The organism is Micromonospora sp. KLBMP9576, assembly GCF_050941805.1.
Taxonomy (GTDB): domain Bacteria; phylum Actinomycetota; class Actinomycetes; order Mycobacteriales; family Micromonosporaceae; genus Micromonospora.
Window position 1 is genome coordinate 2,637,769 of sequence record NZ_CP194567.1, and the last position, 22,294, is coordinate 2,660,062.

The 22,294-nt window shown below is 71.8% G+C and carries 16 protein-coding genes; 8 read left to right on the plus strand and 8 right to left on the minus strand.

Annotated features, from left to right (window positions below; all coding sequences use genetic code 11):
* Window positions 1-348: 348 nt before the first annotated feature.
* Window positions 349-1,260 carry a phosphotransferase family protein gene (locus tag ACQ452_RS11860; RefSeq protein ID WP_433393108.1) on the plus strand — a complete coding sequence of 304 codons (912 nt, stop codon included), beginning with the start codon at window positions 349-351 and terminating at the stop codon, window positions 1,258-1,260.
* Between the two features lie 61 nt (window positions 1,261-1,321).
* Here the strand turns inward: ACQ452_RS11860 and ACQ452_RS11865 are convergent, their stop codons facing one another.
* From ACQ452_RS11865 to ACQ452_RS11875, 3 genes are all read right to left on the minus strand, one after another.
* On the minus strand, window positions 1,322-2,005 hold the full coding sequence (locus tag ACQ452_RS11865; protein ID WP_433393109.1) for a GNAT family N-acetyltransferase: 684 nt from the start codon (window positions 2,003-2,005) through the stop codon (window positions 1,322-1,324).
* Window positions 2,006-2,160: 155 nt separating this feature from the next.
* Entirely contained in the window at window positions 2,161-2,349 is a 189-nt protein-coding gene (locus ACQ452_RS11870) for a M55 family metallopeptidase (protein WP_433394112.1), read from the minus strand.
* A gap of 165 nt (window positions 2,350-2,514) precedes the next feature.
* The gene (locus ACQ452_RS11875; RefSeq protein ID WP_433393110.1) at window positions 2,515-3,471 is read right to left on the minus strand and encodes a DUF4034 domain-containing protein; all 957 of its coding nucleotides are present in this window, start codon (window positions 3,469-3,471) and stop codon (window positions 2,515-2,517) included.
* Window positions 3,472-3,677: 206 nt separating this feature from the next.
* Here ACQ452_RS11875 and ACQ452_RS11880 point away from each other — a divergent pair, with 206 nt between their 5' ends.
* Window positions 3,678-4,961 carry a VWA domain-containing protein gene (locus ACQ452_RS11880; RefSeq protein WP_433393111.1) on the plus strand — a complete coding sequence of 428 codons (1,284 nt, stop codon included), beginning with the start codon at window positions 3,678-3,680 and terminating at the stop codon, window positions 4,959-4,961.
* On the plus strand, window positions 4,961-5,737 hold the full coding sequence (locus ACQ452_RS11885) for a peptidase (RefSeq protein ID WP_433393113.1): 777 nt from the start codon (window positions 4,961-4,963) through the stop codon (window positions 5,735-5,737). The genes ACQ452_RS11880 and ACQ452_RS11885 overlap by 1 nt, the downstream gene beginning before the upstream one ends.
* Before the next feature lie 241 nt (window positions 5,738-5,978).
* Here the strand turns inward: ACQ452_RS11885 and ACQ452_RS11890 are convergent, their stop codons facing one another.
* Window positions 5,979-7,421, minus strand: coding sequence for a hypothetical protein (locus tag ACQ452_RS11890; RefSeq protein ID WP_433393115.1), 1,443 nt, complete (start codon window positions 7,419-7,421; stop codon window positions 5,979-5,981).
* 47 nt (window positions 7,422-7,468) lie between these two features.
* Window positions 7,469-8,833, minus strand: coding sequence for a metallophosphoesterase (locus tag ACQ452_RS11895; protein WP_433393117.1), 1,365 nt, complete (start codon window positions 8,831-8,833; stop codon window positions 7,469-7,471).
* A gap of 407 nt (window positions 8,834-9,240) precedes the next feature.
* Here ACQ452_RS11895 and ACQ452_RS11900 point away from each other — a divergent pair, with 407 nt between their 5' ends.
* Complete coding sequence (locus ACQ452_RS11900; protein WP_433393119.1) at window positions 9,241-10,020, plus strand: peptidoglycan DD-metalloendopeptidase family protein; 780 nt, start codon at window positions 9,241-9,243, stop codon at window positions 10,018-10,020.
* Window positions 10,021-10,191: 171 nt separating this feature from the next.
* Here ACQ452_RS11900 and ACQ452_RS11905 read toward each other — a convergent pair whose 3' ends face one another.
* The gene (locus ACQ452_RS11905) at window positions 10,192-13,056 is read right to left on the minus strand and encodes a BTAD domain-containing putative transcriptional regulator (RefSeq protein ID WP_433393120.1); all 2,865 of its coding nucleotides are present in this window, start codon (window positions 13,054-13,056) and stop codon (window positions 10,192-10,194) included.
* A gap of 489 nt (window positions 13,057-13,545) precedes the next feature.
* Here ACQ452_RS11905 and ACQ452_RS11910 point away from each other — a divergent pair, with 489 nt between their 5' ends.
* Complete coding sequence (locus ACQ452_RS11910; RefSeq protein WP_433393122.1) at window positions 13,546-14,103, plus strand: dihydrofolate reductase family protein; 558 nt, start codon at window positions 13,546-13,548, stop codon at window positions 14,101-14,103.
* Between the two features lie 124 nt (window positions 14,104-14,227).
* Window positions 14,228-14,515, plus strand: a complete 288-nt coding sequence (locus ACQ452_RS11915; RefSeq protein ID WP_433386789.1) for a hypothetical protein — start codon at window positions 14,228-14,230, stop codon at window positions 14,513-14,515.
* Between the two features lie 44 nt (window positions 14,516-14,559).
* On the opposite strand, the gene ACQ452_RS11920 is transcribed toward ACQ452_RS11915, so the two are convergent.
* Window positions 14,560-15,000 carry a hypothetical protein gene (locus tag ACQ452_RS11920; protein WP_433393124.1) on the minus strand — a complete coding sequence of 147 codons (441 nt, stop codon included), beginning with the start codon at window positions 14,998-15,000 and terminating at the stop codon, window positions 14,560-14,562.
* Between the two features lie 312 nt (window positions 15,001-15,312).
* On the opposite strand from ACQ452_RS11920, the gene ACQ452_RS11925 reads away from it, so the two are divergent.
* Complete coding sequence (locus tag ACQ452_RS11925; RefSeq protein ID WP_433393125.1) at window positions 15,313-15,783, plus strand: hemerythrin domain-containing protein; 471 nt, start codon at window positions 15,313-15,315, stop codon at window positions 15,781-15,783.
* Between the two features lie 147 nt (window positions 15,784-15,930).
* On the opposite strand, the gene rox is transcribed toward ACQ452_RS11925, so the two are convergent.
* A complete protein-coding gene (gene rox, locus ACQ452_RS11930; protein WP_433393126.1) occupies window positions 15,931-17,379 on the minus strand; it encodes a rifampin monooxygenase in 1,449 nt (482 codons plus the stop codon).
* Between the two features lie 216 nt (window positions 17,380-17,595).
* Between rox and ACQ452_RS11935 the strand changes: the two genes are divergently transcribed.
* Window positions 17,596-22,188: a hypothetical protein gene (locus tag ACQ452_RS11935; protein ID WP_433393128.1), complete on the plus strand. Its 4,593-nt coding sequence runs from the start codon at window positions 17,596-17,598 to the stop codon at window positions 22,186-22,188.
* Window positions 22,189-22,294: the final 106 nt, after the last annotated feature.

The following is a 22,294-nucleotide window of genomic DNA, read 5'->3' on the forward strand; positions in this document are numbered from 1 at the left end:
TTGACAGTCCGGTCCTAATCTGATCTGTGGTTGCGTTCCGACCAGCCATATATCACCCACGATGCGGATCCACGACGACAGCTCCATCGGGAACGGGCCGAGACGCTGTTCCAGCGGGTGAGGGTGCCTTCCGGAAGGCCGTTCCGCGTGCCGGGACGGGGGTTCGTGATCATTGAGGACGTTCCGGGCCGGCCGGGATTGTCGTTGCTGGCGGATGGCCCGCCCGTGCGGCGACTGTCGGAGCTGTCCTGCGTAAAACCCTCGCGCGTGCCGCCCTCCGGATGATGGGGTGGCAGGGTGACCAACCACCATGGGGCGGCGGCTGTCCGGCCATTGACGCTGGCCTGGGTGAGTCGGCATCTGAAGGTCGGCGAACGGATCGTCAGGACCGAGGCGCTGCGCGGTGGCATCACTGCCGACATGCGGAGGCTGACCATCGGTACGGGGGACGGAAGCACCCGTGAGCTGGTGCTGCGGAGCTTCGTCGAGCCGTTCTACGTGCGACACGCCGAGGACTGGCTGAACCGGGAGGCCGACGCCCTCTGCCTGCTCACGGGGACCGCGGTGCCGGCTCCTGAGCTGGTCGCGGTTGATCCGACCGCCGTGCACTGCGAGCGTCCGTCGCTGCTGATGACACATCTCGTGGGCCGGACGGTCCTCGACGACGAGGGATTGCAGACCCGCCTTCCTCTGCTGGCCCGTCAACTCGTGGCGATCCACGCGTTGCGACCCGCCGTGCGGCCCCGGGAGTATGTGGCGTTGACGACCGCCGACACCGTCGTGACTCCGAAGGGCGCCGACGCGGCGGTGTGGGCTGCGGCGATTGACGTCATCCGCGGGCCCGTGCCGCGCTACGAGGGGCGGTTCCTGCACCGGGACTTCCAGCCGGGCAACGTGCTGTTCGAGCTGCCGCCGGCGCGGGCGGCAGGCGTCCGGATCACCGGCGTCGTCGACTGGGCCGGCGCCTCCTGGGGCCCGGCGGATCTCGATGTGGCGCACTGCAGCACCAATCTCGCGCTGCTGCACGGCCCGGCGTGGGGTCTGCGGTTCGCTCAGGCGTATGAGGAGGCCGGCGGGGTGCTGGCCGCCACCGCGAGCGAGCGGCTGTACTGGCAGGTGCGGGACGGGCTGGCGTGCTCAGAGGAGGTGCGGGCGGTGGCGCGGCCGTGGCGGGGGGCGGGCAGGACGGAGCTGACGACGCGAGCCGTGGAGGAGCGGTTGGACGCCTATGTCGCAGCCCTGATGGACGCGCTGGGCTGAGCCGATGCGGTACGGGTCGCGCCCGCCCGGGCGACCGGGTCGGCGGCGGCTGTCCGCGCCCTCAGGACGGGTACGCGTTGCCAGGGGTCGTCGCGATCAGGACAGCGGCCACCGGCTGCCAGCCGAGTGTCATGTACAGCTGTTGACCGTCCTCGCTGGCGATGAGGATGCCCTGTTCGGCGCCCTCCTCGATCGCGGAACGGGTCAGTGCGCTCATGACCGCGCTGGCCAGGCCCTTGCGGCGATGAGCCGGCACGGTTTCGATCCGGTCTGCGACTGCGTCCGCACCGGCCAGTCCCATCGTCCCGCGCGCACCGACCTCTCCCGACTCATGTCGTACCGTGGCCGTGACCACGCGGTCGCCTCCGTGTGGGTCGACCTGGGTGAAGAGCCGGTACGGCGCCACGGGCACGCTCTGCGGATGCCCGCGAAGGTCGGCTGTCATCAGGAGTTCCGAGTGCTTGAGCACGACCAGGCCGGCGGCAGCCAGGGCCGAGGACGCCCTCGCCGGGTCGGTGGTGGGCACGGTCAGCCAGGTGACGGCGTCCTCGCCAGCCACCAGCTCGGCCAGCGTGGTGAGCGACGCGAGGTCCTCGTCGACATCGAGCGCGACGTACTCGATGTCGCGGCCCGATTGCATGCACCGGACCCGCAGCGCGCCGCCCACGTCCTCGGCGACGGGCAGCGCGCGAGCCGTGCTCCAGCCGCGTTGCCAGCGGACGATGAGACTTCGCAGGCCGCTCACCCGTCAAGTAGAACACTCGCACGAGGGCGGCCTGCCATGCCCCAGGGACGCGACCAGTTCGAGCCACGTGCCCGGGCCCGCCGCAGGGCGCTCAGCCGGGCTTGATGGCGGCGAGTTGGACAAGCAGTTGAACCAGGCGGTACGCGTCGGCGAAGTCAGCGGCGTGGAAGGCGACCGGCTGGCCGCCGACGCCGACGCGGGCCACACCCGCACCAGCAGGCGGCTTGGGCCAGGGCCTGGTTGACGGCGACGGTGGCCGCCGAGGGCACCAGCTCACTGAACTCCGCGCAGGCGGTGTCGTCCCCGCTGAGCAGAACGACCGGCGCGCCCAGGTGTCCCGCCATGGCGGCGTTGAGGCCGATCTCGCCCAGCGACCGTCCGGCCACCCGCACGTCGCATCGTGGGTGCCAGCACGGTGGGCCCGGCGCTGGCCCGAGCGTGACAGCCGATGAACATGACGGCGCGCAACGTGGGCGCGAGCGTGAAGGCTGCCAGCTCCGCCCGGATCGTCAGCCGCGGTTCGTGTTCACGTAGTCGCGGGAGGCGGTGAACTTCTCGACCGGGTCGCCGAGGATCTGCCATGGCCACTCGGTGACCACCCCGTCCAGCAGCGCGAACGCGTGTGCGGCCGCGTCGAACTCGTCGGCCAGTTCCAGGGCCATCGCGAACACCGCCACCCGGGGCGCCCAGCCGGGGCCGGCGGGGACGTAGTCCGGGTGGAAGATCGAGTTGTCCGCCGCGGTGAGGAGCTCGGTACGGACCTCGTCCGAGACGATGTACTCGTTGCCCTCCTGTCGTTCGGCGGCGTGCCACTTCTCGATGTGGGCGACGGCCACCAATTCGTGCAGGAGGCTGTTCGGCCCGGCCGCCGTTGCGGCGCTTCGGGCGAAGTCGAACATCTCCTCGTGGCTGCCGGACCATTTGGCACACAGATACTGCAACCGCTGCTCGTGCGCGACCACATGCCCCGGGTGCAGTCGGGTCACCGCCTCGAAGCGCTGCCGGGCCTGCGCCGACCCGACACCCAGGCCTCGGGAACTGGTGACCAGCCATGCCCGCGCGGTCACGTTGTCGGGCTCGCGGGTCAGTACCCTCTGCAACATCGCCTCGGCGTAGTGCAACCGCTCGCGGAACCCCTTGAACTGGGCGGCAGTGGTGTGTTTCGCCCGCTTGCCGCCGCGTGCCTCCCACGCCCAGTGCACGGCGTGACAGCCGGCGACCAGCACGGGCAGGGTCGACTCAGGCTCGGCGTCCACCCAATCGCCGATCCAGTCCTGGATCCCGTCGACCCCGCCGACCGCCTCCATCAGGAAGGCCGTCTCGTCCGGATCGGCCGCCATGCCGAGCAGTTCCCGGGCGAACTTCCACTGGCGCTTCTCCAACGCGCGGATCAGAGCCTTGCGGTGCGGGTCGCCGAAGGTCGGGTCGAGGGCCGGCTCCTTTGGTCGCTTCGTGAACGGCCACATGCAACCCAACCCCCATGTCGTACGCAGCAGCGGCCGCCGATACTAGTAGGAACAAGATCCGGCGCTGACCGCCGGTGCCAACCGTCGCCGCGCGGCTGGGCGCGCGTTGTCGGCGGCAGGGACCGCAGCCACCGTCGTCCCCCGAGGACCCTGGCCGCCTGCGCCGTCCTGACGGTCATCCACAGTGGATGGCCTACACTCCGCCGGTGATCATTAAGAAACGATCGGCGGCTGTCCTCCTCGGATTGCTGGCGGCGACCGTGATGATCGGTCCGGCGCCGGTCCTCGCCGACGAGGAGACACCGGCCGAGCCGCCGAAGGTCGAGTTGGTGCTCGACGTCAGCGGCTCGATGCGGGCCAAGGACATCGACGGGCGCAGCCGGATCTCCGTCGCCCAGCAGGCCTTCAACGAGGTGGTCGACGCGCTGCCCGGGGAGACCCAGCTCGGCATCCGGGTGCTCGGCGCGACGTATCAGGGCAAGAACAAGAAGGTGGGCTGCCTGGACACCCAGCAGATCGTGCCGGTCGGCCCGGTCGATCGGGTGCAGGCCAAGGCCGCGGTGGCAACCCTGCGACCGACCGGGTTCACCCCGGTCGGGCTGGCCCTGCGCTCGGCTGCTGAGGACCTCGGCACCGGTACGACCGCCCGACGGATCGTGCTGATCACCGACGGCGAGGACACCTGCGCCCCGCCGGACCCCTGCGAGGTGGCCCGGGAACTCGCCGCGAAGGGCACGAAGTTGGTGGTCGACACGCTCGGGTTGGCCCCGGACGAGAAGGTGCGCCGGCAGCTGCTCTGTATCGCCGCCGCCACCGGCGGCACGTACACCGCCGCGCAGAGCGCCGACGAGCTGACCAGCCGGATCAAGCAGCTGGTCGACCGTGCGAAGGACACCCACACGGCGGCCCCGGCCGTGGTCGCCGGTAGGTCGGCGTGCGACGACGCTCCGCTGCTCGGCCCCGGCGTCTACAGCGATCGGGAGGCCTTCTCGGAACATCGCTGGTACCGGGTCCCGGTGCGTCCCGGGCAGGAACTGCGGGCCTCGGTCAGCATGGCCCTGGACCGCCCGGTCAACCGCGACCACGGGGTGCTGCTGCGGGCCACGGCCACCGACGGCCGCGAACTCGTGCGCGGGGTGGACGCCGGCAGCGGTCGTACCGACGTGGTCTCCGCCGGCCTGCGCTGGTCGTCGGGTGAGACACGCGCGCCGGGGGTGCCCCCGACGCCGGACGGCACCACCGCCGTCCCGGCCACCACCGTCTGCCTGGTCGTCAGCAACTCCTTCGCGCCCCGGCCGGGCACCCGGACGACCCCTGGAATGTCGGTCGAGCTGACCGTGGACGTGGTGGCGTCCTCGCCCGCCCCGGCCGCCCCCGACCTCGGTCGAGGCTGGGTGCTGCTGGTGCTGCTGACCGTCGCCGGCCTGCTCACCGGGCTGGTTACCGGCCTGCTCACCCGCTGGTGGGTCGCCACCTGGAGGGAGAACTGATGATCACCCCGACGATCCGGAGCGCGGCGGCGCTGGCCGTCGCCGGCATGGCGCTGCTGGCCGTACCCGCCCCGGTCCAGGCCGCGCCCACACCCTCGCCGGGAGCCACCCCGGTCACCCGGGCGGGGACCTCGTTCCTGACCGCCGCCGGGATCGCCGGCGGGCAACCGGTCCGGGTGGCCGCCTCCACCGGCGACTACCTGTACTGGTCCTTCCCGGCCGAAGCCGGTGACCGGCACGAGATCAGCGCGAGCGTGTCGTTTCCGAAGGCGCGCAGTGGCGCGTCGACCTGGACGGTGGAGGTCTTCGACGGGCTGAGGCGACGCCAGTCCTGCACCGCCGGCGCGCAGACCCCCACGGTCGAGGCCGCTACCGGCGGCGTGTCGCTCGGTTGCACGCTGCGGCAGGTGCGGTCCTGGGCCGAGCCCTGGTCGGCCGACCCGCTGCCCGGGACGTACTACGTCCGGTTGTCGGTGGCCGAGCTGCCGGAAGCCGACCTCGGTCTCCCGGTCAATGTGGAGCTGCTGGTCAGCGCCGACCAGCAGGACTCCCGCGACGACGGTGAGCTTGAGGCGCCGCTGGTGGCGCCCACGCAGGCCGGCAAGATACTCAGCGCCGAACCGGCGGCACAACCGGCCGAGGAGACCGGGAGCGGGTACCTCGACTGGTTGCCCGTGCTCGGCTCGCGGTGGATCTGGAGCGCGGTGGGCGGCGTACTCGCCGCCGTAGCCGGCGTCGCTGGCTTCGCCATCACCCGCCGTCCCCGGCGTCGGTGACCGCGTCGGTGGCCGCTCCCACCGGGAGCGGCCACCGACCAGCGGGTGGATGACGAGTTCGAGGCCGACGACCGCCGTCAGCGGCGACGCGATCCCCGGATGAACCGGTCGACGGCGGGCATGCCGGGCCCGCGCGGCGCGGGCAGCGGTCTGCTGCCCGACTCTGTCGGTCGACCCCGGCGGGACCCGCTCCTGCGACTGTCGGGGCCGGTTGCGCCCTGCCCCGGGGCAGGGCGCACCGTCAGGGGCAGGGGGCGTAGAGCCGCCGGGTGCCGGTGCCGCCGGCATAGGCGGCCGGGTCGCTGAACCGGCAGCCGTAGGTGGCCGCGGCCACCGTGGCCGGGGTCGTGACGTCGTCGCCGACCGGCTGCACCCCGTTGCCGACCCAGTTGACGAGGTCGTTGAAGGCACTGCCGACCTCGGCCGGGCTGAACTCGCAGTGCCCCGAGGTGCGAATCGCCCGCTGGACGAGGACCTGGCCCCGCTTGTTGGCCACGGCCTCCCGGCGGTAGATCTGCTCCATCGAGAACGGCACCTGCATGTCGCCGATCCCGTGCAGGCTGAGCACCGGAACGCTGGGACGGCCCGCGATCTGGGGCACCTCGGTCAGGCCGGTGCTGCTGCGCTCGGCCGCGTTCTCCGGGGCGACGCGCAGCACTGTGGCGTTGACGTCGACCGGGGCGTTCGGGGCGTACCACCTGCCGACGTTGGTGGCGAGCTGGCCGGGGCGACGGGCCGGGGTGTCGCCGCCGTTGATGGTGGCCAGGCCGAACAGGTGGTCCTTCCAGACCGCGAAGGCCTGCTCGACGCCGGGGCGAGGGCCGCCGGTGAGGTTGACGGTAACCTCCCGCAGTTGCTTGCCCAGCTCGTTGGTGGTGTCCGGACCGCCCGGCCTGAGCCCGGCCAGGCCGGTGGCGACCTGCATCCGGGGCACCGCGTTGGTGAGGTAGTCGGCGGGAATGGGATAGGCCGAGACTCCGGTCAGCGCCTGGGCGACGAGCTGGTAGTCCAGGTAGCCGTCGAGCAGGGCGTGATCGCCGAGCACCCCGCACAGCGGCAGGGCCCCGGAGTAGAAGTCCCGGTACTCCTCCAGCGAGCGGCCGATGACGTACCCGCCCATCGATTCCCCGGCGATGTAGTTCCTGCCCGGGGTGGCCACGCTGGTGCGGATGAGCGTCGCCAGGTCCTTGGTGCTGAGGATGCCGGCGCGCACGTCGAAGCCGTTGGCGTAGTACGACGAGGACGCCCAGGCCCGACCCTGGCCGAGGATCTGCTCCCGCAGCCCGAACTTGGGCACCTCGGTGGTCAGGACGTAGTCCTGGCCGCGATACCCGTGCGCCCACATCACCAGGTCGCCGTTCCAGTTCTTCGGGACCTCGAAGATGAAGCCGGCGTGGTGGTAGGTGCCCTGCAGCACCGTGGTCGGCTGGCCGTCGACGACCGCGGGTTGCAGTGGCGGGTTGGTGATGGTGTAGCCCGGCAGCGGCTGGTCACCGGGGGTGTCCGCGGCGGACGGTTCGGCGGCGGGCGGTGCCAGGGCGGCAGCCAGTGCCGTGGCCGCCAGGACACCGGGAGCCCTGGCCTCCGCCGCCCGCGCCGGGGCGGCGCCGAGGCCCGCGATCATGAGCAGCGCCATCCCGACTGCGATCGAGCGTCGGGTGCCACGGACGGATACGACAATCATTGCGCGGGAACGTCCTTTCCGAGTGATGTCTTTCAACGCGGTACCGATCACGGGAAGGGTGTGTCGAGGAAGTAGACCGCCGTCGCGCCCTCGGCCCGGACGAGGTGGGGGTACCTCGGCCAGATGGGGCCGGCGGGGTAGGCAGCCATCTCCTCCGCCGTGATCACCTTGCGGTCGCCGGCGGCGAACCGCCACGCCTGGTACGCGCGGGAACCGGCGATGTGTCTCTTGTAACCGCGGTCCAGCACGAAGAGCCCCGTGGTGCCGCTGACCTGGAGGACGGTCGGGCGGAAGTTGAGCACCGCCCCGGCCGGGAACTTGGCCGCCTCCGCCGGGGGCAGGAACCAGTAGTCGGAGCCGGTCAGGTGCCACGCGGCCAGGATGTCGGGGTTGAGGATGTGCCGCTTGACCTGGGGCGCCCGCAGCGGGAAGGGGATGTTGGTCAGGGTGAACTGGTTCTGCGCGTCGGTCAGGAAGGTGTTGTACCGCGGCGAGTAGGTCTTGACCACGATCGTGCCGGCGGTCGGGTGGAACTGCATGATGCGCAGGTAGCTGTTGGGGACCGGGTCGTCGGCGTTCTGGAAGTCGGCGAGGATCTCCTCGACGCGGTTGCCGTTGTCGCCGATGGAGAACTTCCGCTTGGGTCCACCGGTGTAGCTGTGCCCGCACAGCACCATGAAGATGTTCGGGTAGAGCTTGACGAGGTTGTTCCACATGTTCTCGCCGGTGGCGTTGCGCTGCCCGGTTCCGGCGGTCATGTAGTTGTGGGTGCTGACGATGAACTGCTTGCTCGGGTGGGCGGCGACCACGCTGCGCGCCCAGGCGAGTTCGGCGGCGGTCGGGTCGAACGACAGCGTGATGATGGCCCAGTCGGTGCCGCCGGCGGTGAACTGGTGCCAGGTGTTGTTCGTCTTGGTGCTCGGGTAGGCCCCGAGGTCGGCGGCGCTTCCGCCGGCGGTGCGCTGGGCGTTGAACTTGCTGTAGGGGACGTAGGTGTTGTAGGTCGTCAGGTTCCGGGTGTCGACGTTGTTGAAGTCGTGGTTGCCGGGGGCGATGGCCAGGGGCACCCGGTTGTCGAGGCGGGCGATGCCGTCGCGGGCCCGAGCCCACTGGGTCGTGTCGGTGGCGTTGTGGACGAGGTCGCCGACGTGGATGGCGTAGCGGACCCTCCAGTAGGTGTTCCGCTGGTTCAGGATCCAGTCGAGCTGGGTGGTGAACGACGCGGGGAACGACTTCATCGAGTGCTGGGTGTCGGGCAGCACCGCGATGGTGAAGCTCTCCCGGGAGTTGCCGCCGACCGCGGTGGCGTCCGCGGCCAGTGCGGCGGACGGCAGGAACGTCGAGAGCGCCGGTGCGGCGGCGGTGGCCGCGGCCCCCAGGAGAAGCGAACGACGGTCGAGGCGCAGGGGCATGAATTGTCCTTCCGTTGAGTGGGCGGCAGCCGTCGGCGAATGGTCGCCGACGCTCACCGTGACGGCGGGTTCAGGAAACCTGTAAAAGCGCATGGAGCGGCCACTGTGTGGTTCGAGCATTCGCTTCACACGAGGAGGCGGTGACCGGTAGGTGGCCTTCAATGAGCAGCGCAAGTGTGGCAGGAATTTTCAGTAACCGGAAGAGGTGCATCGCTGTGAATGCGTTCTGTCGTCGCCGGTGACGCCGCCAGCCGGATGGCCCAGGAATGGCAGGAGGGCACCGAGTACATTGTGAGCACATTTTGGGCCCATCTTTGATAGCTGCCTTGACTCCTTTGGCGCGCCAGCCGATAGTTCGGACGTCACGCGCACAGCAGTCAACCTGCATCGTCATTGGAGGTCTTCGGATGAAGGCACGCGCACTGCGTATTCTTTCCGCCGCGCTTCTCGCCGTGGTCGGTGGGCTCGTCGCGCCGAGCACGCCGGCGCTCGCGGCACCGGCGTTCAAGGTGCCGTTCCCCTGCGGGCAGGCGTGGTCCGGGCAGACCCGTACCAACCACAGCCCCGCGTACGCGGTCGATTTCAACCGCACCGACGACCTCGGTGATCCGGTGGTCGCGAGCGCACCCGGCACGGTCGACGTGGTGACCAACCTCGGCAACACCAGCTACGGCCGGTACGTGCGGATCAACCACGGTGGCGGTTACACCACCTACTACGCGCACCTCAACGGGTTCAACGTCTCCGTGGGCCAGACGGTCGGCTACGGAAAGGTCATCGGCTACGTCGGCAACTCCGGCAACTCCTCCGGCGCCCACCTGCACTACGAGCAGCGCCTCAACGGCAGCGACGTCCAGGTCCGTTTCAACGGCGCCGTCGCCCTCTACTGGGGCACCCGCTCCTACACCAGCGACAACGGCTGCTCCGCCGGGTCCGGCTCGGGCACCGTCAACACCGCCGGCTCGCCGCTGACCGTCCGCTCCGGCCCGGGCACCGGCTACAGCGACGTTGGCGCCGTCGCCGACGGCGCCTCGGTCACCATTTCGTGCCAGACCACCGGCACCACGGTCACCGGAACGTACGGCACCAGCAACATCTGGGACCGGATCGGCGCCGGCCGGTTCATCTCCGACGCGTACGTCTACACCGGTCACGACGGGTTCATCCCCGGGGTGCCGCGCTGCTGACCAGCACTGTCGGGCCCGGGGCGCCCGGGCGGACCGACTGATCGCGAGAGAAGCCTGCTCGCCGCCGACGCCGTGGTGGCCACCGCCGCAACGGTGGCCCACCCGGCCTCCGCCGCACCGCGGCGGCAGGGCGGCGCGCAGGCGTCTCCGAGGGGTGTGAGGGCCGGTCGTTCAGGACCCGCGGCCGGCGAGATTCGCTGCGGGACCCGTGCCGTGGGCGGTGAACGCATCGCCGGCAATGGTCGGATTCGCGCCCGGCATTTCTGGTAAGGCCAGTTCGGCCAATGTCCGGCGAAGGTCGTGGGCGCCGCTGACATCACCGATATCTTCCGAGATGGCGAGCGCGAGATAAACGTCCTCGCGCGCGGCGAGCCGCTGTCCCGTGGCGCGGTGGACCTCTGCCCGTACGGTGAGCACCCGCCATTCCGCCTCGCGGTTTCCGGTGGCACGTGTGGCGACGAGAGCCCTGTCGAGCCACACGTATGCCTGCCGGTGCTGCTTGTTGCGGGCATAGACCTGGCCAATTGTCAGGATGGTGATGGCGAGGCCGAGTTCGTCGCCGAGTTCCTTTCGCAGTTGCAGGCTCTCTCGGAGGTGCCCGAGTGCGGCGTCGGGCTGACCGAGGTGCAGTAATATGTCGGCCAGGTTGTTCAGAGTGATGCCCATCTGCCGTCGGTCGTCGCATTGACGGTGCATGGCCAGTGCTCGCAGGAATTCCGCTTGAGCCTCTTCGAACCGGCCGGCGGCGCCCAGCAGGAGCCCAAGGTGGTCGAGAGCCACCGCCACTGCCTGCGTGTCACCGTCGGCCTCGTTCAGGGCGAGCGCGACACGGAGATTGTCCACCGCCCGGTCGGTCTCGCCCAACCGGGACTGGGCCATCGCGAAGTAGGTCAACGAGATCGTCTCATCGGGTCGGCTGCCCATGCGCCGGGCGCACCGTAGCGCGCACTCTGCCACCTCGCGCAGATCGCGGTAGTAGCCCCGCATGGGAAGGAAGGGGTACAGCTCCGTGCACAGCCGCGCCGCGAACTCGTTCCCCGCGGGGGTGTCGTCGCGCGCCGCCAGTCGCGCCGCGGCGACGAGGTTCTCGCGCTCCAGCTCCAGCCACCGCAAGGCGTCCCGTTGGTCGGTGAAGGTCACGGTGGTGTGGGCCTCGACGAACCTGTCGGGCAGTCGGTCGGACACGGGCCGGATCCGGTCCCTGGCACGACGGGCGGTGGCGAGGAAGTAGCGGCGGGTCGCGTGTATCGCAGCCGTCCGGCCCGCAGGGTCGAGCCGGCCGCGCTCCATGGCGTAGATCCGCACGAGATCGTGCAGCCGGTAACGGTCCACGCCACACGCCTCGATGAGCCCGGCATCCGCGAGCCGGTCCAGCAGCGTGCGCGCCTTGCGTGTGGTGGCCCCCGTGAGCACCTGGGCCAACTCGAGCCCGAGCGTGGGAAGGCAGACCATGCCCCAGTGGCTGAACAGCTCCAACGCTTCGGGCCCACCAGGGCGTTCGGTGAGCACGTCACAGGTCACCGCGAGGCTGGCGCGCACCGCCAGGTCGTCGCAGCACAACTCGTCGAGACGGTGCTGTTCGTCGGAGAGGCGGGCGACCATGTCAGCGAGGGTCCACTCGGGGTGTGTCGACAGGCGCGCGCCGACGATCCGCAGGGCGAGGGGGACATGACCGCACATCCCCGCGAGTTCCTCGGCGTCCTGCGGGGAGCGCGAGATGCGGGCCCAGCCCGCGTTGCGGGCGAGCAGCTTGACCGAATCATCGGGGCCGAGTGCGCTGACGGCGAAGTGGGCGATGTCCAGGGTCGGCAGTGCCGTCCGACTCGTCACGATCACCGCCGCGTCGCTGAGTACCGAGAGCAGCCGTCGTACCTGGACGGTCTCGACCACGTTGTCCAGGACCACCAGCACCCGACGGTCGGTGAGCCGTACCCGCAGATCGGCCGCCTCCGCGCTCGGTGTACCGCCGGTCATGGAGCCGCCGAGCGTGCGCAGCAGGCTGCCGACCGCCTCCTCGGCCGTCATCGGAGTCAGACCGGGAGTGCTGCCGTAGAAGTCGAGGTACAGCTGGCCACCGGGAAACAGCGGAGCGAGCCGGGAGGCGACGTTACCCGCGAGTGCCGATTTGCCGACCCCGGCCGGTCCGTGCAGCACGACCCTGCCGGTCGAGTTGAGCGCCGCCTCGACGCGCGTCAGCGTGTGCTCCCGACCCACCAGTACGACCGAGGGCGGGAGGGTCGACGGCACCTTCCCCGAGGGCTCGGCGGGGTGGGCGGTCACCGCGTGACGCTCCGGGCCGGGCGGCCCGTCGAGCAACTCGCGCTCGTACTCCCGCAGGACCCGTCCGATTCCCCGGCCGGACTCGGCGCGCAGCGCGACTTCTGCCGCCGACAGAGCCGCTAGAGCCTCGGTCCGGTCATCCGACCGGGACAGGGCGTGAAGTAGTCCCTCCCAGGCGGACTCACGGCCAGGCTGATCGCTGAGCAACGTGCGCAGGGCGGCGACTGCGGCGTCGTACCGACGAACCTCGACGCAGGCAGCGGCGTACCGCTCGACCGCCACCCGTCGACTCTCGTCGAGTGCGTCGAGGGTGCGACCCAGCATGCCGTACCGGGGCAGTCCCTCGGCGGCCTCGCCATGCCACCGCCGAAGGCCGGTGGTCAGCAGGTCGGCGGCCTGCTCGGGATGCCCCTCGCGCAATGCGCCGTGCGCGTCGCGGACGTCGGTCTCGAACCGGTCGAGATCCAACTCACCCGGTCGGGTCGTCAACGCGTATCCGGCGTTCACCCACGTCAGTCGGGCGCGGTGCGGCCCCAGCGCGGTCCGCAGACGCGTCGCATACGTCCGCAGGTTGACCTGCGCCGACGGCGGCGGGGTCTGCCACAGGCCGGCGAGCAGACGATCGACGGAGACCCGCTCTCCGCGCCCCACGAGCAACGCGGCCAGCAGGAGCTGAGGCCTTCCCGCCGGCAGTGCGACGGGGGCTCCGTCGAGGTGCAGGGTGACCGGCCCCAGCAGACCGAACGCGACTGTCATGATCCCGCGAACCCCCCGCCATCCTCGGAGATCCGAGCACTACCCATACACGGATTCGCTGAGCGTAGACGTTTGGTCAAGGGGGTACCGGCAGCAGCTTCCTTAGCGGGATTGACCTTGTGTTCTGTAGGTCGAGACGGGTGCGGCGCGGTGATAACCGTGGATTGCGGGAAGACCGGTTCGAAGCGGACCCCGACGCCCACCGCGGACACGCCCGGCTGCCCGCCGCCGGCCCGGAGCCGGTGCCGGCCGAGACCGCCGCCGTCCCCGCGCGGGCGTCAATCCGGATGGCCGGGCCGGCCCTTCGGCGACGACACAGCGGCTGCCGAGCTGTACGATGCGCTCGCCGCCCAGGACAACGCGCTCGACCCGCCCCGGTCGGCCGAGGCGCTGCACGGGGTGACGGTGCGGCTGCGGCGGCAGGATCCGTACCAGCCGAGCCGCTGGGCGCCGTTCATCCACTATGGCCGGTGAACACAGGGGAGACGCATGGCGAAGCTCATCTACTCGATGATCACCTCGCTCGACGGCTACGCCGAGGCGGCGGAGGGCGGCCTCGGCACCGGGGCGGAGGATCCGGAGGTGCACACCTTCATCAACGACCTCTTCCGCCCCGTCGGCACGTACCTCTACGGCCGACGGATGTACGAGACGATGGTCTACTGGGAGACCGCGCACACCGAGCCCGACCAGCCACCGCACATCCTGCAGTACGCCCGCGACTGGCAGGCCGCGGAGAAGGTCGTCTACTCCACGACGCTGGAGTCGGTGTCCAGCGCGAAGACCAGGATCGAGCGCACCTTCGACCCGGACGCGGTACGCAGGCTCAAGGCCGAGGCTGATCGCGACCTGACCGTCGACGGCCCGAACCTCGCGGCCCAGGCGATCGCGGCCGGCCTGGTGGACGAGTACCACCTGTTCATCACCACGAGCGTGGTCGGCGGCGGCAAACGGTTCTTCCCCGCCGGCGTACGCCTCGATCTCGAGCTGGTCGAGGAGCGTGCCTTCGACAGCGGCCTGATCTACGCGCGCTACCGGACCCGCTGAGCCGCACGGGTCGTTCCGGAGGAAGGCCCGGCAGGTCGGTGGGGGCGGGGCGCGCGAGGGTGCCGGGAGACCTGTGGGCCGGTGGGGCCGCGAGGGAGTGTGGTCCGGGATAGCCTTGGCGCATATGGCTACCTATCGCAGCGCCTCAGTGCTTCTTTCCTCGGACGGCACCAGGACCCCTGGCACCGCCGCGCTCTTCGCCGAGCCCGCCCGTAGGGGTGGTACGCCGCCGTGGGCGGGTGACTTCCGGCCGGCCAACAGTGCCGGCAGTGGTCCCAAGAACGCGGTCGGGAAGACCTTCACGTTGGAGTTGCCCGACGGCAGCACCGGTCGGGTCGTCGTCCAGGGCCTCAAGAGCGGTAAGGGCGGCGTCGTGCTGGCGCTGATGGGCGAGGACGCACCCCCCTTCTGAGCCGCTGTCCTGGGGCGGCGGCCCCGCCGCCCCAGGACAGCAGGTCAGCGGCGGCCGGTGGCCAGGGCGACGAGATACTGCCCGCCGCCCGCGTCGACGCTCGCGGTCACCGGCAGTCCGGGCACCAGCCGGGAGAACCGGTCGACCAGCCAGTCCGCCGCCTCCTGGGCGTCCTTCCTGCTCGCACAGCGGGCGACCAGCTCGCGGCCACCCTTGCGTTCGAGTCGCTCGGCGACGGCGATCAGTGGCGCCGGCTCCACCACGTGCAGACGGTCCGGCCAGGCGATGACCACCTTGACCGCGCCCTTGCGGGTGTTGCAGGCACGGTGCGCGAGTCGCTCGGCGACCTTGGCCTTCTTGTCGCCGGTGCGGCTGTCGACGCTGGGACCACGCGGGTCGTTCACCGACATGTCGGCGTCAACCGGCTCGTCGCACACCCAGCATCGCCAGCCGTCACGCCTCGCGACGTCATCGAGGAGACTCATCCGAGCAAACTAGCCTGTGCGTCCGCTGGCGACGACGGCCGAGGGGCCCGTCTGGGATGATCGTGTCGTGGTTGACCAGCGCGCCAGTTCCGAACTGCTTGGCGACGAGGCCTTGGAGCGGTCGGCGGTGGTGGCCAACTGCGCCATGAACCGCGACGGGGGGCCATGAGTCGCGCCTGGTCCAGCGGCGGCCGCAATGGCGGGGTAGGTTGGCCCGCAGCGTCGCGTGTCGGTGGCAGGCCATGTCAGACATGGAGGCGCCGGACCGGAGGAGCCCGCCGATGATGATCGTCGCCCCTTGGCCCGTCACCTGTGAGTGAGGGCGAGAAGACCAGGCTGGTGGCCTGGAGCCGGGAGTTGCGCAGCGTCCACGGCAGGTTGCGTGAGGCGTTGAGGGTGACCCGGCAGGCGCTGGCGGCCGGCGCGCCGGCGCAGGCGGCATCGAGGGACCTGCTGCTGTTCTGTCACGGGTTCTGCGCCGCGCTGACCGCCCACCACGAGGGCGAGGACCGCGACCTGTTCCCGGCGATCGCCGAACAGCACCCCGGGTTGCGCGAGGCGCTGCACCACCTCAAGCAGGATCATTCAATGATCGCGCACCTGCTGGCGGGGCTGGGGGAGGCGGTGGCTCGGGAGGCCGCGCCCGAGGAACTGGACCGACACCTGGAGGGGGTGGCGGCGATCATGGAGTCGCACTTCAGGTACGAGGAACGCCAGTTGCTGACCGTGTTGGAGACGCTGACGCTGGATGCTGAACCGGACGCCGTGCTGGGGCCCCTGTGACCGCCTGCGCTCTGCGCGGCGCTCGCTTGCGGCGGCCGGCATGTCGTGCGCTACGACCTGCGCGACTCCGGCGCGTCGACGACAGTCGACCGACGCGCCGGCGTGCACGCTGCGCGATCTCGCGGCCGATGCCGCCGCGGGCTCGACTCACCCGGCCGTCGGCGCTCCCGCGACGCCGAACCACCTGGCCAGTGCGACCTCGAGCGTGCGCTGATCCTCGCCCACCCACGCGACGTGCCCGTCCGGCCGCAGCAGCACCGCCGGCACGTCCAGCTCCTCGCTGACGTCGGCGACGTGGTCGACCCGGTCGGCCCAGCCGTCGACCGAAAGCCGACCCGTCTGGTCGAGCAGCAGCCCGCTGCCGGTGCGCATCAGCTCGAACAGGCGCCCACGCTTGAGCTGTACGTCGCGCAGCCGCCGCCCGAGCAGGGCGTGGCCCGCGCCGAAGTCGTACCGGACGCCGATCGCCGTGATCTTCTCGATCAGGAACCGGTTGACGTCGTTGAAGTCCATGAGCTGAGACAGCAACCGCCGGACCGCCTGCGGGCCGGGCTCGTTGATCGTCAGCTGCATCTGCGCGCGGGTGTTCTCCAGCACGTCGGCGGCCACCGGATGCCGCTCCGACTCGTAGCTGTCCAGCAGGTCGTCCGGCGCCCAGCCGTCGATGGCCGCCGCCAGCTTCCAACCCAGGTTGAACGAGTCCTGGATCCCGAGGTTGAGCCCCTGCCCACCCATCGGGGGGTGGACGTGCGCGGCGTCCCCGGCCAGGAACACCCGCCCGACCCGGTAGCGCTCGGCCTGGCGGGTCGCGTCGCCGAAGCGCGACAGCCAGCGGGGGGAGTGCACGCCGAAGTCGGTGCCGGCGTACTTGCGCAGCTGGCGCCTGAACTCCTCCAGCGTCGGCGGCACCGAGCGGTCCTCGGCCACGCCCTCCGCCGGCACGACCGCCCGGAACACCCCCGGCCTGCCGGACGGCCCGATCCCGAACCGCTTCTCGGTCCTGCGTACCTCGGTCATCACCTCGGCGATGTCCTCCGGGGACGCCGTCACCTCCAGCTCGCCCAGCAGCGTGTCGATCTTCGACGGCTCGCCGGGGAATCCGACCCCGAGCAGTCTCCGGACCGTGCTGCGCCCACCGTCGCAGCCGACGACATACCGTGCCCGCAACGGCGTGGCGGATCCGGGTCCCGCGAGGACTGTCACGCCGTCGTCGTCCTGCGCCAGCCCGTGCACCGCGCAGTCGCGCCGGATCTCGGCGCCGACCTCGGCCGCGTGCTCGGCGAGCAGTCGGTCGGTGAGCGTCTGCGGAATGCCGAGCACGTATCCGTGGGCGGTGTCCAGGCCGGTGGGCGCCGGCTTCTCGATGCCCGCGAAGAACCCCAGCATCGGGTATCGCCTGCCGGCCGCGAGGAACCGCTCCAGCAGCCCCCGCTGATCCATCACCTCGATGCTGCGTACGTGCAGTCCGAGCGACCGCACGAACGGCGGCGGCTCGGCCTCCTTCTCCAGCACGAGCACGTCGACGCCCCGCAGGCGCAACTCGCTCGCCAGCATCATGCCGGTCGGCCCGCCACCGACGATGATCACATCAAACATGAATCCCCCATTGTGTGCCAATTCTTGCGCTTGGCCGAGGATTGTGCGCCAGGACCGGGGTCTTGCCGCAAGCCCGGGGATGCGATATATGTTGATGGTGGCAAGGAGTTTCTCTCCTTGCCTTCGTTGTTTTCGGGCCAGCGCCCGTGGCCCGCAGCGCCCGAGGGCGGTGACGGACGGTGGTCACCTGCTTGCGCCCGCTGCGATGATGGGCTCATGGACGGGCGGGATCCGGAACGCACGGTCAACATCGTGACCGGTGACGTCTCGGGCCACCTGATCCAGGCCGGCGCCATCAGCGGCGGTGTCCACATCCATGTCCCGTCCCGCCGCGTCGGCTCCGCACGGAGCCGGGCGGCAGAGCGACCGTCCTGGCTGGCCCGGCTGTCCGGCGGAGGCCTCGGGCTACTGGTGGACCAGCGCCGGATCGTCGTCGTCGGATCGGTGCCCGACGAGGTGCTCGTCGACCTGCCCTTCGGCGGGCCCGACGGGCGCCCGGCCGCCGCCGTGCAGCGCGGGCCGCACGCGACCCTGCTGGAGCTGACCGAGCCGGTCGACGTCGTCGCGGCGCCGCTGGCCGCGCCGACGCTCAGCGAGGGCCACGCGTTCGTCACCCACGGCTTCCCGGACGGCGCGGTGGGCGCGGGGGAGGGCGGCGCGGCCGGTGTGGCCGATACCGTGCAGGGCGTGCTCGGCGGGCCGGTGGGCCCCGGCGGGCAGCTCTTCGGCGTACGGGTGGACGGCGGGCCCTGGCCGGCGACGGGGTTCGCCGGAGCCCCGGTGTTCGACCGCGACGTCGACGCCGTCGTGGGGCTGCTGGCCCCCCACCCGGACGGGGCCAGGGTCCTGCCGCTGGCGCTCCTGCTGCGGTCGTGGCCCTGGCTGTGGGGCCTGCTGGGTTGGCGCCTCGACCACGACCCCGCGGTGCGGACCCACTGGCTTGCCCGGGCGCGCGGCTCCGAGATCGCCTCCGACACCGGGGCCTGGTATTTCACCGGCCGGGTCGAGGCCCGTCGGGAGATCTGCGCGTGGTTTGCCGGTGGGCCGCCGTTGCTGGTGGTCACCGGCGGGCCGGGAACGGGCAAGTCGGCGGTGCTCGCCCACGTCCTGGTGGGCGCGGACGAGCGGTGGGCGGCGAGCATGCCCACCGACGGGCCGCGACCCACGCCCGGCGCCGTCGACGTGGCCCTTCACCTGCGTGCCCTGACCCTCGACGACGTCGTGGCCCGACTCGCCGCGCTCTGCGACGTGCGGGCGACCGACCCGGGGGAACTGCTCGTCGCGTTGCGCGAACGGCGGGCGGCGGCGGGCCGGGCAGTGACGGTGCTGTGCGACGCGCTCGACGAGGCCGCCACCGTCGAGGAGTCGCTGCGGATCGCGCGGCTGCTGAGCGAACTCGCGGGCGCGGACGTCGCGCGCGTCGTCGTCGGCGTCCGCGCCGCGCCGCCGGGCAGCCTGCGATCCCGCGTGCAGCGGGTGTGGGGCGCGTCGACGCCGGTGATCGACCTGGAGTCGGAGCGCTACCTGCGCCGTGACGACATCGTCGAGTACGTGGCCCGCCGCATCGCGGCCGAGGACGCCGACGGCCGCTACCGGGACGCCGAGCGCGCCGCCCGGGTCGCCGCGGACGTCGCCTCGCGTTCCCGGCACAACTTCCTCGTCGCCCAGCTCACCAGCCGCTGGCTCCTGCTGCCGGGTGTCGCGGCCCAGGACGACGGCGGCGGGCTGCCCTCGACGCTCGGCGAGGCCATGGAGAAGTACCTCGACGTGTTCGGGCCGGACCGGGCCCTGGTCGAACGGGTCCTCACGGCGCTCGCGTTCGCCACCGGGAGCGGCCTGCCCCGCAACGAGCTGTGGTCGCGGGTCGCGGAGGCGCTGAGTGCGGGCCACGCCGTGCCGCCGGCCGAACTCAACCGGGTGTTCGACAGCGCGGCCACCTACCTGGTCGAGACCAGCATCCGTCCCGACGGGACGGCGACCTACCGCCTCTACCACGAGGTGCTCGACGAGCATCTGCGGCAGAACTGCGTGCTTCCGGCACCGGACAGGGCCGTGGCGAAGGCGTTACGGTCCACTGTGGCGCTGAGCAACGGCCACCGGGCCTGGGCGGACGCGGACCCGTACGTCAAGTCCCAGCTCGCCTGGCACGCGGCCCGTGCCGGAGCCCTCGACGAGTTGATCGTGGAAGGCGGCTTCCTCGTGCACGCCGACCCGAACCCGCTGCTCGCCGTTCTGCACGAGGCGGAGAGCGCGCCGGGGCGGCTGGCGGCGGCCTGTTACCGCGCGTCCAGCGCCGTGCACCGCGACCTCGACGCGGGCGCCCGCGCCCGCGTGCTGGCCCTCGACGCGGCCCGGATGGGGGCGCGCGACCTGCACGCGCAGCTCACCGGCGAATCGACGCAGTGGCCCGTGCGCTTCGCCACCGGGTCCCGCCAGCACAGCGCCCTGCTGGCCACGCTGCACGCCGGGCAGGGCAACATCAGCTCGATCGCGGCCGGGACGTTCGACGGCCGAGCGGTCGCGCTCAGCGGCAGCGAGGGTGGCCGCATGCGGCTCTGGGACGTCGCCGACCAGCGGCCGATCGGCAGCACCATCGCCGGGCTGCCGTGGTCGGCCTACCAGTCGCCGGCGCTGGCGCTGGCGGAGCTCGACGGCCGGCTGCTGGCCGTCGCCGGCGGCGGAAACCGCGTGCAGATCTGGGATCTGCTGGCGGCGCGCCTCATCGCCGAGCGGCGGACCGGGCCCGCTGACGCCATCCACGGGGTCGCGGTGACGCGGCTCGACGGCCGGCCGGTGTGGATCAGCGTCGGGCACGCGGGGATGCACGTCTGGGATCTGCGCGGCCACGACCTGCTCGCGGGCCCGATCGGCGAAAACCTGTACGGCCTCGCGGTCACCGAACTGGACGGCGTTCCCCTCGCGATCACCGGCGGATTCTCCACGGTACGGGTCTGGGACCTGCGGACCGCCGGCCCGGCCGGTCCGGCGATGGACGCGGGGGCGGTCTTCCACCTGGCGGTGACCGAGGTAGCGGGGCGTTGCGTGATCGTCACCGGAAGCGCGGACGAGACCGGCATGGTGCGCCTCTGGGACCTGCGTACCCGCCGCGAGATCGCCGAGCCCCGCGCCGACCACGGCTGGTCGGTCTCCGGGGTAGCCGTAGCCGAGCTGGCGGGCCGGCCCGTCGCGGTGACCTCGGCGGGGCACAACCAGCCGGGCCCCGACGACGAGGACACCACGCTGATCGTGTGGGACCTGACGGATCTGAGCCCGCTGGGCCGGCCGCTGACGGGACACACCGGCGGCACGCAGGCGGTCGCCGTCACCGACGTCGACGGCCGCCCCGTCGCCGTGACCGGCGGCGGCTGGGACGGCAGCGTACGGCTGTGGGACCTGACCCTCGCCGAGCAGCGGCTGGGCGACCCGGCACGCGGGCACGGACAGCAGGTCGTGGAGCTGGCTGTGCTCGACGGTGGCAGCTACCGCCTGGCGCTGTCCGTCGGGCTGGACCACACCGCGTTCCTGTGGGACCTGCGCGAGCGTCGGGCGATCGCCCGGGCCACCGTCAACTTCACCACCGCCGCCGGCATCGACGAGCGCGACGGTCGCCTCTTCGTGCTGCTCGCGGGGATCGGCTTCGCCCGGATCTGGCACCCCGGTGGCGAGGCGTCCGTGCCCCTGCACACCCGCGACCCGAGCGAGCCGCTCTTCGCCGCGAGCGTGGCCGCGGGGACGACGGGACGGCGTGGCGGGCGTCCGATCGCGGCGCTCGTGTCGGACGGGAAACTCCTGCGGCTGTACGACCTCGCCACGGGCAGGACCCTCGGTCGGCCGATCGCCGTGGACAGCGACGACGAGCGACGCGACACCATCGACAGGCCGGCCGCCGTGGCGCTGCTACAGGTGGGCGCCAGGCCGGCGGCCGTGGTGCTGAGCGGGCACCGTAGCGCGGGCGACATCTTCGTGGCCGGGCTCTGGGATCTGGCGGACGGTACGCTCCTCGCCCGGATCGCGCCGGCGGCCTCGCCCGCCGTCGCCACCGCGGTCGTCGACGGTCGGCCGGTGGTGGTGCTGGCCGAGGCCGGGGGAGCGCTGCGGGTCTGGGACGCGGTCGAGCACCGGGTGCTGCGTACGATCGCGACCGGCACGGGCACCGTCCACTTCCTCGCCTCGGGCGTGCTGGCGGGGCGGCCGGTGATGCTGGCCGCCGGCTACGCGGGCCCGGTCGTCACCGTCGACCTGGGCACCGGCGCGGTTCTCGACGAGATCCTGCTGCCGGACACCTGCCGGGGGCTCGCGCTCGGTGAACGCGGAACGCTCGTGGTCGGCATCGGCAACGACATCGCCATCATCGAGACCGAGATCGAGGGCGTCGTGCCGCGGCTCGGCACGCCGTCGCGGCCGCGACGCCGGGAGGAAAGCATGAAGTGGTCGACAGTGGCCGCGGTGGCCGTCGTCTCGTCCGCGCTCGCCGCGGTCATCAACCTCGCGACCGAGTCCCCGGCGTCCTGGCCGCTCTGGGTCGGCGTCGTCGTCCTGACCGTCGTCAGCGCCGGTCTCGCCCGGCGGGCGGCAGGTCCGGCCGCCCCCGTGCGGGAATCCGCGCGCCCCGGCGCGCCGGCCGCGGACGCCCCGGTGCGGGAGTCCGCGCGCCCGGACGCCGAGGCCGCGGACGTCCCGGCGGGCGGGGACGCCGGCCGGCCCGATCTCGGCGTCTTCAACCGGGTCGACGGCGACGTGTCGGGCACCGTGGTCCAGGCCCGTGACATCTCCGGCGGCGTACGCCTGCCGCGCGACGAGCGGGGCTGACCCGCCGTCCCTGGTGTCGCCTACCCAGGCCGGCTGAGTACGCGCACCGAGGCGGTCGGCCCCGCACGGCTCCTAGTGTTGGTCCGTGATGTCCTTCCTCCGCCAG

Bases quoted from the DNA above. Each gene is read 5' to 3' on its own strand.
- ACQ452_RS11870 (WP_433394112.1), bottom strand. From the start codon at position 2,349: ATGGCGGGACACCTGGGCGCGCCGGTCGTTCTGCTCAGCGGGGACGAC.
- ACQ452_RS11875 (WP_433393110.1), bottom strand. From the start codon at position 3,471: ATGTGGCCGTTCACGAAGCGACCAAAGGAGCCGGCCCTCGACCCGACC.
- ACQ452_RS11885 (WP_433393113.1), top strand. From the start codon at position 4,961: ATGATCACCCCGACGATCCGGAGCGCGGCGGCGCTGGCCGTCGCCGGC.
- ACQ452_RS11890 (WP_433393115.1), bottom strand. From the start codon at position 7,421: ATGATTGTCGTATCCGTCCGTGGCACCCGACGCTCGATCGCAGTCGGG.
- ACQ452_RS11895 (WP_433393117.1), bottom strand. From the start codon at position 8,833: ATGCCCCTGCGCCTCGACCGTCGTTCGCTTCTCCTGGGGGCCGCGGCC.
- ACQ452_RS11900 (WP_433393119.1), top strand. From the start codon at position 9,241: ATGAAGGCACGCGCACTGCGTATTCTTTCCGCCGCGCTTCTCGCCGTG.
- ACQ452_RS11905 (WP_433393120.1), bottom strand. From the start codon at position 13,056: ATGACAGTCGCGTTCGGTCTGCTGGGGCCGGTCACCCTGCACCTCGAC.
- ACQ452_RS11910 (WP_433393122.1), top strand. From the start codon at position 13,546: ATGGCGAAGCTCATCTACTCGATGATCACCTCGCTCGACGGCTACGCC.
- ACQ452_RS11915 (WP_433386789.1), top strand. From the start codon at position 14,228: ATGGCTACCTATCGCAGCGCCTCAGTGCTTCTTTCCTCGGACGGCACC.
- ACQ452_RS11920 (WP_433393124.1), bottom strand. From the start codon at position 15,000: ATGAGTCTCCTCGATGACGTCGCGAGGCGTGACGGCTGGCGATGCTGG.
- rox (WP_433393126.1), bottom strand. From the start codon at position 17,379: ATGTTTGATGTGATCATCGTCGGTGGCGGGCCGACCGGCATGATGCTG.
- ACQ452_RS11935 (WP_433393128.1), top strand. From the start codon at position 17,596: ATGGACGGGCGGGATCCGGAACGCACGGTCAACATCGTGACCGGTGAC.